The sequence below is a fragment of the Pseudanabaena sp. 'Roaring Creek' genome (genome assembly GCF_001402795.1).
Classification (GTDB): domain Bacteria; phylum Cyanobacteriota; class Cyanobacteriia; order Pseudanabaenales; family Pseudanabaenaceae; genus Pseudanabaena.
In genome coordinates, this window is the sequence record NZ_LIRE01000724.1 from 1 (window position 1) to 12,229 (window position 12,229).

8 protein-coding genes are annotated in these 12,229 nt (G+C 43.6%); 2 read left to right on the forward strand and 6 right to left on the reverse strand.

Annotation, left to right across the window (positions count from 1 at the left end):
- Nucleotides 1-492: 492 nt before the first annotated feature.
- Together AC805_RS21235 and AC805_RS21240 are read right to left on the reverse strand one after the other, a co-directional pair.
- On the reverse strand, nucleotides 493-3,147 hold the full coding sequence (locus tag AC805_RS21235; RefSeq protein ID WP_055077251.1) for an adenylate/guanylate cyclase domain-containing protein: 2,655 nt from the start codon (nucleotides 3,145-3,147) through the stop codon (nucleotides 493-495).
- A gap of 319 nt (nucleotides 3,148-3,466) precedes the next feature.
- Nucleotides 3,467-4,024: a shikimate kinase gene (locus tag AC805_RS21240; RefSeq protein WP_055077252.1), complete on the reverse strand. Its 558-nt coding sequence runs from the start codon at nucleotides 4,022-4,024 to the stop codon at nucleotides 3,467-3,469.
- A gap of 459 nt (nucleotides 4,025-4,483) precedes the next feature.
- Between AC805_RS21240 and AC805_RS21245 the strand changes: the two genes are divergently transcribed.
- On the forward strand, nucleotides 4,484-6,100 hold the full coding sequence (locus AC805_RS21245) for a YcjF family protein (RefSeq protein ID WP_055077253.1): 1,617 nt from the start codon (nucleotides 4,484-4,486) through the stop codon (nucleotides 6,098-6,100).
- 416 nt (nucleotides 6,101-6,516) lie between these two features.
- Here the strand turns inward: AC805_RS21245 and AC805_RS21250 are convergent, their stop codons facing one another.
- The 4 genes from AC805_RS21250 to AC805_RS21265 all read right to left on the reverse strand — a co-directional run bounded on the left by AC805_RS21250 (nucleotide 6,517) and on the right by AC805_RS21265 (nucleotide 10,309).
- Nucleotides 6,517-8,115 carry an NAD(P)/FAD-dependent oxidoreductase gene (locus AC805_RS21250; RefSeq protein ID WP_055077254.1) on the reverse strand — a complete coding sequence of 533 codons (1,599 nt, stop codon included), beginning with the start codon at nucleotides 8,113-8,115 and terminating at the stop codon, nucleotides 6,517-6,519.
- 70 nt (nucleotides 8,116-8,185) lie between these two features.
- The gene (locus AC805_RS21255; protein ID WP_055077255.1) at nucleotides 8,186-9,388 is read right to left on the reverse strand and encodes a hypothetical protein; all 1,203 of its coding nucleotides are present in this window, start codon (nucleotides 9,386-9,388) and stop codon (nucleotides 8,186-8,188) included.
- Nucleotides 9,389-9,529: 141 nt separating this feature from the next.
- Entirely contained in the window at nucleotides 9,530-9,865 is a 336-nt protein-coding gene (locus tag AC805_RS21260) for a nucleotidyltransferase domain-containing protein (RefSeq protein WP_055077256.1), read from the reverse strand.
- 186 nt (nucleotides 9,866-10,051) lie between these two features.
- Nucleotides 10,052-10,309: a hypothetical protein gene (locus tag AC805_RS21265; protein WP_055077258.1), complete on the reverse strand. Its 258-nt coding sequence runs from the start codon at nucleotides 10,307-10,309 to the stop codon at nucleotides 10,052-10,054.
- Nucleotides 10,310-10,707: 398 nt separating this feature from the next.
- Between AC805_RS21265 and moeB the strand changes: the two genes are divergently transcribed.
- Entirely contained in the window at nucleotides 10,708-11,880 is a 1,173-nt protein-coding gene (moeB, locus tag AC805_RS21270; protein WP_055077257.1) for a molybdopterin-synthase adenylyltransferase MoeB, read from the forward strand.
- Nucleotides 11,881-12,229 lie beyond the last annotated feature (349 nt).

Consider the following 12,229-nt stretch of genomic DNA (forward strand, 5'->3'; position numbering starts at 1 on the left):
ATAGCAGTTGCTAGCTACAGCATAAACCTGTCAATCTTCCTGATCGCATTGCTTCCGTTAAAAGGCACAAGATATAGCTATAAACCCAGAAGAGTGTTGCGGTGCTTTGCACCGCAGCACTCTTCTGGGTTTTGTTTTTGTCCTAACATAACTGGCTACTGCTATATTTCATGATTATCGTGACGAACTCATGGAAATATTGCGCCAGCATGGGAGAGAATGCGCCAGTTAAGCTCTTATACCAATTCCCTGAAGTGAGTCAACACTTCGGGAAATTAAAAAAATGTCATTTCGGGTTAAGCTGGCAAATTTTAAAAGCCCAAAAGCAAAAGCCTTGCTAAGCAAGGCTTTTGCTTTTGGGCATTGAGAAAGGGTTTGCTACGCAAACCCTTTCTCAATGCCCGTTTCAAATTATCCCGAACTCACGTTAAAAAACAAATCCAGTAAGGTTTTGCGATTCCCAAAAAGGCAAAGCCTTTTTGGGAATTGGTATTATTTTTCTGTCATTCTCCATACTCCATCCCATTCATTTTCAGGAGGATTGAGCAAGAAATGCTGACAACGGGTAATGTGAATATTGGCAGCTTTGTTGTGATGATCGAGTTCTAGAACTTCAGCAAACTCAGCTACAGCTTTACTAAACTTGCGGGCAAGGTAATGCTCTCGCCCAGCATGGTAATGCTCAATAATCCGATGTTGAACTTCCTTGAGGGGATCGGATTTCAATCCGACTAATTCATAAACACTCACGGGTTGATTTTTACCTTTGACTTGAATGCGATCTAGTTCGCGTACCCAGAGGCGATCGCCGCAGAACTTATAGGTCGTCTCGCTGATGATGGCATCCGTACCATACTGCTTGCTGGCTCCCTCTAGCCTCGAACCAAGATTGACACCATCACCGATCGCCGTAAACTCCATCCGCCTTGTAGAACCAATATTGCCACTGATTACAGTATCGGAATTGATCCCAATTCCGATTCTAATCGTTGCCATATCGAGTTCCTTTTGATTTTGGGGCTTGAGTTTTTCGATGCGTTTGATATTGAACTCTTGCAAGCGATTGCGCATATCAAGAGCCGTCTGCACAGCCATCCACGCATGATCGGGAATCGGCAAGGGCGAGCCAAACACCGCCATGATCGCATCACCAATATATTTATCAAGCGTACCTTTGTAATTAAAGACCGCTTCTACCATGGTTTCAAAATATTCGTTCAGCATCATGACCACATCTTCGGCGGCAAGCGACTCGGTAAGGGTGGTGTAGCTGCGAATGTCAGAGAAGAGAACGGAAACTTCTTTGCGATCGCCACCCATTTTGGCATCGCCGCCTGCTAAAAGCTGCTCCGCTAATTCTTGGGTCATGTAGCGATACATCGTACTCTTCAGCCGTTTCTCTTGACTGATGTCCTCCATCACGACGAGAGCGCCACGCACGCCCTCTCCCTCATCACCTTCGGACATAGTATTAATGGAGATATTAATACTATGCTGCTCGCCATCGGTAGAGCGAAGCGTCTGATCGGGATAATACTGCTTGCGACTCTTTTCATCGCTACCTTCCAAGCTAGTGTCAAACCATTTTGTGAAGTTTGCAGTTTCGATATTAATCAACTCGTAAACTGATTTACCCTCTAACAAAGTATCATCAACGCCAAGCAGATCGTAGGCTCTTTCATTAGCGGCGATGATTTTGCCATGTTTGTCGGTGGAGATTACCCCATCGGATAGGCTTCGCAAAATATCTTTTTGCATTTGCTGTTCTTGCTTCACTTTCGCGAACAGCTTCGCATTTTCGAGGGCAACCCCCGCTTGCACGTTAAAGACTTTCATAAAGTCTTCGTCATTACTATTGAAGCTTGCTTTGAAGCGCTCGGGTGGTGATGGCCAGATCGAGGGATCGTATTCGGGAAATTCTCCTCGCTGCACTTTGTTAACCAGTTGCGTCACGCCAATCAATTCTTTGTTAGAGTTAAAAACTGGCATACAGAGCAAGCTACAGGTACGGTAACCATTGGCTTGGTCGAATTTTTTGGAGTTATCGGCATCGGGATGATCGTAGAGATCGAAGGGGATATTGAGGACTTCGCCCGTAATGGCTACTCGACCCGCAAAACCCACGCCCATCGGTACGCGCAATTCTTTAGTCGTGCCATCCTGATTGACGATCTGCGTCCAGAGATCGTTGCGATCGCGATCGATTAACCAGAGCGTACTGCGATCGGCATTCATCAGCAGCTTAGCTTCGTCCATTACCTTTTTTAAGGTGGTCTCTAGGTCTAAACTTTGTCCGAGAGACATCGCCGCTTTCATCAGTGCATCAGCAGCCCGTTGTTTTTGGGCGGCCGAATAAAAAGCTTGAGAACTCTCTAAAATCAAGCGCATCGATGGCGCAAATTGAGCAAAAAGAGCCTGATCTTCTTCGGTAAACCCAATATTGTCAACACGCTCTTCAAGGGGCAGTGAATGATCGGTGACCCGTAATTTATTTATGAGCTGAACGACGGCAACTAATTGATCGTTATCGTTCAGTAGGGGCATAGCGAGCATTGAGTAAGTACGATAACCCGTTCGCTCAAACTGCTTTTTAGCCTGAGTCGAGCGGGGATCGTCAAAAAAATCGAAGGGGATATTAACGATCTGACCGTAGGTAGCTACTTCGCCTGCAATACTCGTTGGCTCGGTGGAAATGCGAATCTCAATGTTTTTACCTTTTTCATCGGTGACATTTGACCAAAGCTGATTTTTATCAGCATCTAACAAAAAAATTGTGGTGCGGTCTGCGGATAATAATTCGCCGATTTTGCCCCGAATCGCTTGTAGCATTTCATCAAGAATTACATCAAAATCGGTGTTGAGCATACCGAGAGTTTGATTGACAATCCGCAACCTTTGCTCGACATCATTCACGACCTGACTAAACTTTTCGGGAGTGAGGGGGGCGAGCACGGAAGCAAAATTACCGCCTTTGGTTACGGTTAAAGCACTAGAGCTAGGCTCTGAAGCTTCTTGAAAATTTGATAAAGCTGGGTGGGTGTTGTGCTTAGCAGAATGAAGTTCGCTGGAAGATTCGATCTCTGCAATCACATCAATCGTAGCGTTAGTATCTATAGATGGTATGCGAGAAGGGGATGATGGTGTCATATCAGCACTAAGATTTGCGGTTAGTCCCAACTTTTAAGAGCCTTGATGCCTATCCAAGTACTCTTGTTCCTGCAAGGTTATGCATGAGCTTAGGCAATGCCAATTTTAGGCAAATCGAAAGAGATATCTTAGCATCCCTAAGATTCCGATCGCAAACCCAGAAAGTATAGATGGAGCAAATTACCTCCTCAGATCCAAGTTTCGAGGCTGTCGCAATGTAAGGTTTGCTTAGGATATAAAACCATAAAGCCCCAAAGATGAGTAGCGGCGCTTTGCGCCGCTACTCATCTTTGGGGCTTTGATTCGTCCTAGCTATCTCTTAGGTTGCGATAGTATCTTGCTTAAGTCGATCGGGTACGATCCGCGATTGAATCATGCTTAGTAGGCGATCGCTCACGGATTCGATCGCTTCTGAAGCCTCGACCATAATCGAAATATCTGCTTGAGCGTAGCGATCGCGCCTTTGCTCGTAGATATCGGTCAGTTTTTGGAGCGGATTTTCAGTTTGCAATAGGGGACGATGTTCAGATTCAGCTTTAAGCCGTTCGTGCAGAACATTGACGGGGACATCGATCCAAACGACAATCCCATCATGGAGGTGCGACCAATTGAGCGATCGCAGGACAATCCCCCCACCTGTTGCCACGACAAGACGAGTATAGGATGAGACTTGCGCTAGCACCTGTTGTTCGAGATCGCGAAATAGCTCTTCCCCATCATGGGTAAAAATATCCGTTATTGACTTGCCTGCACATTGTTCGATTAAGGGATCGGTATCGACAAAGTTGTAGCTTAGCTTCTGCGCTAAAAGTTTACCTATGGTACTTTTGCCTGCACCCATCATACCAACCAAAAAAATATTCGTTCCGTTGAGCATTTGCCTATATCTTAAAAATTCGTAAAAGCTAAGAACAGTAGGTGTCGTTCCTAACCATAGTGACTAAAGCAATGTTCTCACAGCATTAGGGCTTCTCAGTCACCAAATATTGATGAACTTGTCAGTTGTAGCTATAGCCATTGTGGTTAAGAAATAAAGCCCAAAATAGAGTTGCGGCGCTTCGCGCCGCAACTCTATTTTGGGCTTTGGGGCTTGTCACGATATAACTTGGCAAGCACTTCTACTTTTTCGGTCTGAGGGGCTGAGATTGCTATAAAATTTGTATTGCCATCTTGAGGTTTATCGTAAAATCAGTTCCTTTCTGAGTCAATGTGAGGATATTGATTTTTGGCTTGCTAATGAGCTTGCAGTCATCGAGAAACCGCTATAAGTCTAAGATATTTAACTAAGATATTTAACTAAGATATTTAAAATTTAATTTTGAAGAGTACGTTGTGAATGCTGAACTATCGCACAGTCTTGTCCCACAAAAGTTTCCCAAAAAAATGGCTGTTAGGTTTAGGGATTATCAGTGTTGCGGCGATCGCCAATGCGCTGTTTTCGCTAGAACATGATTGGCATCTTCTGAGCATCACCACGATGATGGTGGGCGGAACGCTTTTGTTTACAAATGTGCGCAAGAGTTTTGCTGCGGCGAACGAGCAACCTCAAGTTATCGATCGCAGTTTTTTATTTAAAGAACTAGAACAAATTCAAAAGGCAATCGTTAAAATTGCCAATCCGATCGAGCGGGAGTCGCTTGATGCCCAAGCTCGTCAAATTTCCAGCAATCTCCAAAAAAATCATTTTCGGATCGTCATTTTTGGGACCGGTTCGGCGGGTAAAACTTCTGTACTTAATGCCCTAATGGGGCGTAAGCTGGGCAAGACTGGAGCCGAGATCGGGACAACCACAAACCGTCAAGAATATGCCTATCAGGGAATCGACTTTTCTCCTGTTGGTATCAATCCGATCCATAGCGATCGCCATTTGGAATCAAAGCTTAAGCGCCAAATTTCGCTCCTCGATACCTCAGGTACACAGGAAATGGGGGCAATGGGTCAGCAGCGAGAATTGGAATCGCGACAAATAGCTCGAAATGCGGACTTGATGGTATTTGTCACCGCAGGTGATTTGACTAATAGTGAATATCGCGATCTCGAAGATCTTACGGGTTTGGGTAAACGGGTAATCCTAGTATTTAATAAGACGGATTTATATTTACCTAGCGATCGCGAAGGCATCCTCAAGAAGCTCAAGCAGCGCACCGCCGAATTTTTGGCGGAGACGGACATTGTAGCGGTCTCTGCCCAACCGAGTCCGATCAAAGTCCGTCAATATAGCTCAAGCTCAGCCCATGCCAATTCGCCAGCCAATTCACCAGCCCATATATCAGCGCATCACGAAGTCGCAAAGGAATGGTGGGAAGAGCTTCCGCCCGATGTCAGCGCTTTGAAAGAACGCATCGAATCAATTCTGTCTAACGAGTGGGAGGATTTGCTGATCTCCAATACCCATCAGCAAATCGTAAGTTTGTGGCAAGCAATCAATGGTGCGATCGCGCAAGAACGCCGCCAAGATGCAACTACGATTATCAATCGCTATCAATTCATCGCCGCCACAACGGTTTTTGCCAACCCAATTCCCGCGATTGATCTCCTTGCGGGAGCCGCCATCAATACCCAAATGTTGATCGATCTTGCCAAAACCTACGATCGCCCCTTAAATTTCAAACAGGCTCAACAATATGCAATGACGATCGCTCAACAGTTATTGCAGCTCGGCTGTATAGAAATTGCCACTTCTGCGATCGCCTCTTGTTTTAAAGTCAATGCGGTCACCTATGCGATCGGTGGATCGGTACAAGCGGTTACTGCTGCCTACTTAACCCATGTCGGCGGCATGAGCTTTGTGGCATATTTAGAGCAGCCCGAAATACCATCCGACCTACGTAAATCTCCCATCTCGCTCGATAACCTGCAACAAATATGCCAAAGAACATTTCAGGCATTTCAAAGCGATCGTTTTGTGATGGATTTTGTAACAAATATTTCCCGTCGGGTAGCTGCCAACTAAAGCCCAAAAGTAAAAGCCTTGCGTAGCAAGGCTTTTACTTTTGGGCTTTTACTTTTGGGCTTTTAAAGTTTGCCAACTTATACCAATTCCCAAAATGGCGTTGCTATTTTGGGGAATCTCAAAACCTTACTGGGTCTGGCTTTTAATTCACGAAAGTGTGACAACACTTTTGTGAATTGGTATAAGGGTTTTCACAGCTATAAAAACAAAAGAGACAGCGCATAGCGCTGTCTCTTTTGTTTTTATAGCTACTAGGACATAAACCCCAAGAATTGACTGGCAGCGCTTCGCGCCGCCAGTCAATTCTTGGGGTTTGATTTGTCCTAATTCAAGTGACTGTAGCTATACCAAAGCTCAAAATGGCGTAGCCATTTTGAGCTTTGGTATTACTGAAGTGTTGGCGCACTTCAGTGAAGCTACAGAAGACTCAAAGCGACTGCTTCAGCCACCTTAATTCCATCAATTCCTGCGGATAGAATCCCCCCCGCATAGCCCGCTCCTTCGCCCGTGGGAAACAGTCCTTCGGTATTTAGGCTTTGATATTTCTCATTGCGTTTAATCCTAATGGGGGAAGATGTGCGGGTTTCTACCCCCGTCAGCATCGCATCTTCCATTGCGAAACCTTTGATTTGCTTATTAAAGGCGGGAATGGCTTCACGGATCGCCGCGATCGCATAGTCGGGTAAACTCTCGCTCAGATCGCATAAATGGACATTGGGAGCATAGGAGGGCTGCACTTTACCTAAATCACGGGAGGAACGATGGGCGAGGAAATCACCCACGAGCTGGGCTGGAGCAGCATAGGTTCCACCCCCCAACTCGAAGGCGCGGGATTCCAATCGCCGTTGAAAATCAATTCCTGCGAGGGGATGCTCTGGATAATCCTCAGGGGTAATCCCCACCACAATACCGCTATTCGCGTTCCGTTCGTTGCGCGAATATTGACTCATGCCATTAGTAACGACACGCCCAATTTCTGAGGTTGCCGCCACAACTAGCCCTCCAGGACACATACAAAAGCTATAAACAGAGCGACCATTTTGACAGTGATGTACGAGCTTATAATCGGCAGCACCTAAGATCTTATGTCCCGCAAAATCGCCAAATCTAGCGCGATCGATTAGGGGTTGTGGATGTTCGATCCGAAAGCCAATGGAGAAAGGTTTCGCTTCGATATATACGCCGCGATCATAAAGCATTTGGAAGGTATCGCGGGCGCTATGACCGACAGCAAGCACGATGCGATCGCTCGCAATATATTCTCCACTAGCAAGGACTACGCCCCTCGCTTGGCGATCGTCAATATCGATCGCTTCCACACGACTTTGAAAGTGGATTTCGCCGCCCAGTGCCTCAATGCGTGCGCGAAAGTTCTGCACGATGCCAACAAGTTTGAGCGTGCCAATATGCGGCTTATTAATGTAAAGAATTTCAGGTGAAGCTCCTGCATTTACAAATTCGGTTAATACTTTGCGCCCATAATGATGGGGATCTTTCACTTGGCTATAGAGCTTGCCATCGGAAAAAGTTCCAGCCCCACCTTCCCCAAACTGGGCATTAGACTCGGGATTAAATGCCGCTCTCCCTTTCCAGAAATTGAAGGTGTCAGCAGTGCGATCGCGTACTGCCTTACCTCGTTCTAAAATAATCGGACGAAATCCCATTTGCGCCAGCATTAGCCCTGCAAACATACCTGCGGGTCCCATGCCAATGACGATCGGACGAGTTTTTAAATTACTAGGAGCCTTAGCTACATATTGATAGCTCATGTCTGGTGTGATTGAGACATGGGAATCTGTTTGGAATTTTGCTAATAACAGATTCTCTACAGAGGTCTCAACATCAACGATATAAACTAAGTAAATATCTGTTTTCTTTCGCGCATCATAACTACGCTTAAAAATGGAATAACTAGTTAATTCTTCTGGTTTAATTTGTAGCTTTTTGAGAATTGCTAATTTCAGCGCATCTTCAGGATGATCTAAGGGCAGTTTAATTTCGGTAATTCGTAACATTTTCGGTGTAATCTAGCTTTAATTAATGTAAAAACATCAACATGTATGTAACAAAGTTCTAATTTAAATTTTAAAAGAACTTTCTTTTTATCTTATTTTTGGCTCTACGCAAGTAATCATAGGCATCTTGATCTGATTGCTTTGGCAGGTTACTCTCTATAGCATCAGGTTGACGTAGAGACTCTGTATTTACCTGATCATCGATTGGATTTTCTATTGCAGATTTAAGAACAACCTGAACGTAAGTTTGGATGTTTTCTAAGCAAGTATCTAACGACACTTCTGTATTAGCTGTATTAAGTTTATAGTCAAACTCAAACTCATTATTTACGTTGTGCGAGTATTTGAGAGTATCTATTATTCGAGATTGGGGGAGATCACTAGCGACGAGAAAATCAAGGATTTTTCGTGATTGGAGATCATTAATTATAATATTTCCAGATTGCTCACTCATGGCTAACTCTGCTATTTGCTGGATCTCCTGCATAGCGACTGACAAATCTTTATCTACCTGTGATACATTACCTAGCAATTTTTGAAAAGAACCAAGAAAACTCTCCATATAGTTCTCAAAATTCAATGCGATTTTTGTCAACTCCGCAGCTTCAGCTTGCAAACGGTTTATCTTTAATTGAACCTCATAAGCTTTTCTTTGAGCGCTCAATTTTTTGACCATGTTTTCTAAAACATCTCGCTGAGTCTGTTGATCATTAGCAATTTTTTCTAAACTTGCACGCATCAGATCCAGCTTTTTAATCATCAAGATTGCTGCATAGCCCATTTCCTTTGCTGTTTCTAGAATCTGTGTCTTTTGAGATGATGCAATTTGCAATAAAGAAACATCGTTTTCTATTTCAGCAATACTCGCTATTTCCCTTCGTTCTTTTTCTACATTAGCAATATCGACAAATTTGTGGGTAACGATCTCTCGAATCTCATCTGCCAGACTCTCAAAGAAGTTTTGATACTCAACTTGGTGTTTCTGTAGAGTCTCAATTACTGCATCATAGTTTTTTACTAATTTATCTAATGCAGCAAATCGTTGTTCAAAGTTAAGTTCCTGTTTAACAACTTTTTTAATTATCTTTTTGGAGAGAAAGCCTTTTTCTTCAATCGTTGTTTCACTCTCAACATAGCCACGCTGTAAATTTTGGCTGTCAATACGAATTTCATTCTGTAACCTATCAAGTCTCTCACCACCTAAAATCGGTAATGCATAAGTCTTTTGATAAATTTTGATTTGACGCTTACTATCGTTACTAGTATTGACCATTTGTTTAATCGTTTTGACTGTTTAAATCAATTCATATTTGACAGGATTATTCTCACCTTAGCAATAAATATAATTGCTTCTATTATCACTATAGTAGCAATTATCTCATTAACCGTAACAGCAGAACTATATATATTTCACTCATAGCTCAATACCTTCGCGTTTGACTACTCTAATCAAAGAAGTTGCAGAACTTAGAAAAGATGATTTTGTAGTGGGGATAATGGAAATTAACTCTTCATACTCCATCATAAAATTCCAGCGAATATCAGATGTTCGATATATTTCCTCAGCTACATTTACAGGATCATCAAGGACGGTCATCACGTCAATATCTGAGTCAGGAGTTGCCTCTCCCCTTGCTTGAGAGCCAAACAGAATCACGGAAAACAAGCGATCGCCATAAAGATTTACTAAACTAGCTTTGAGCTCCGTTAGTAAAGAGGACAATTGCTTGTTCTCAATAGTTTTAGTCATTACACCTGATTCCTGACATCCTAGATATCAAACCTAAATATAACGTGAGTTCGGGATAATTTGAAACGGGCTTTGATAAAGGGTTTGCGTAGCAAACCCTTTATCAAAGCCCAAAAGTAAAAGCCTTGCTTAGCAAGGCTTTTACTTTTGGGTTCTTAAAATTTGCCAGCTTAACCTGAACTGACGTTAAGTCATAATCGGGACAGCACCGCGATCGCGTTTTCTGGGCAAGAATCTGACCGAAACCCGCTTTAAATCAAATTTCTGTTCCAGCTCATGAACGTAGTCCACAGCTTCACCGTTATGCTCGCGATCGTCCAGAATTTCGAGTAAGCTCATAATTTCCGAATCTAAACCGGGCTTACCGATAAATAAATGCATTAGGGTTTCGCAATTATCATCATCAGGGTAGATGGGAATGTAATAGATGTAAGGGGTTTCCATAAGCTCCATAGTACTGCGTAGATTCAGTCACATTTGAAATTTTGGCAATCTAAACTTTTGTAAACATATTGAATCGTAAGTTAGATGGGAATAACCAGAGCCTATACCCTACGTTTAGCGCGAGGCATAGGCTTTTCAGTTTTGCAGAGCTACTTACTATTTAGATTGTAGTTAGAGCGTTTAGCTTAACTGCAACAAACATACAACATTGCAATAAAGCGTAAACTAGGAAACTACAATAGAAATACCAAAACACGCTAATTCAGCAAAGGCGATCGCGATCGCAACCTTAAATTATTGAGTTAGTAGGCTCGATTCTTGAGTTGAGCCGACCTAACAGGTAGTTTTTAACGGTCAAGAGCGATCGCTAACGCAAGCAACGTGCGATTTACTTAATCATGCTCAATCCAGACCCAAATACAATTCAACTCACCCAAGATGACTACGAGCGCTACTCGCGTCACCTAATCTTGCCTGAAGTTGGGGTAGAAGGACAAAAGCGACTCAAGGCTGCTAGCGTACTGTGCATCGGTACGGGTGGACTGGGTGCGCCCTTGTTGTTATACCTCGCGGCAGCAGGTGTCGGACGTATTGGCATCGTAGACTTTGACGTGGTGGATACCTCAAACCTCCAGCGTCAAATCATTCATGGCACTAGTACTGTCGGTAAACCAAAGATCGAATCTGCAAAGGCGCGAATCTTAGAAATCAACCCCTATTGCCAGATCGATCTCTACAACACACACCTATCTTCGGCTAATGCTCTGGAGATCATGGCTCCCTACGACATCATTGTCGATGGTACGGATAATTTCCCCACGCGCTATCTAGTTAATGATGCTTGTGTATTGCTCAACAAGCCTAACGTCTACGGCTCAATTTTCCGCTTTGAAGGGCAGGCTACGGTTTTCAACTATGAAGGTGGTCCTAACTACCGCGATCTCTACCCAGAGCCACCCCCCCCAGGGTTAGTTCCCTCCTGTGCTGAAGGTGGTGTTTTAGGGATTCTTCCTGGGATTATTGGGGTGATCCAAGCGACGGAAACTGTCAAAATCATTCTCGGACAGGGAAATACTTTGAGTGGTCGTTTGTTGCTTTACGATGCCTTGAAGATGACTTTCCGTGAACTAAAGCTGCGTCCCAATCCAGTGCGTCCCGTAATCGAGAAATTGATTGATTATCAGATGTTCTGCGGCATTCCTCAACAACAAGAAAACGAAATGGAAGCACAAAAAGCGATCGCCGAAATTAACGTCAATGAACTTAAAGAGATTATTGATGCGGGTGCATCGGATTATCTCATCATCGATGTGCGCAATCCTAATGAGTGGGAAATCGGCAGAATTCCTAACACCGTATTAATACCTTTACCAGAAATCGAAAATGGTAATGGGGTGGACAAGGTCAAGTCTTTGTTAGACGGTAAGAAGCTCATCGCTCATTGCAAAATGGGTGGGCGATCGATGAAGGCTTTGGGTATTTTGAAGCAAGCTGGCATCGATGGGATCAACGTACAGGGCGGTATTAACGCATGGAGCGAGCAAATCGATCCTGCAATTCCTAAATACTAATCACTTCCCTAATCCGACAGTAAAGTCTTGAAAAAAAGAGAGTTCGCAAAGCGAACTCTCTTTTTTTTATAAAACCCAAAAATCTGTGGCGCACGCTGCGTGTGCGCCACAGATTTTTGGGTTTTATATTTAATTGCGACTGGCTACTTAGATTTAGTTTTTAATTTACAAAAGTGTGGCAACACTTTTGTGAATTGGTATTAGCTGTAGCTGTGTGAATTTGTCAAAATCCCAGAAAAATAAGTTGCGGTGCGAAGCACCGCAACTTATTTTTCTGGGATTTTTTAGCGATTTAAAGTTAACTCCTTTTTATTACCTAAAATCCCTTGGGGTCGCCATACCATCAGCA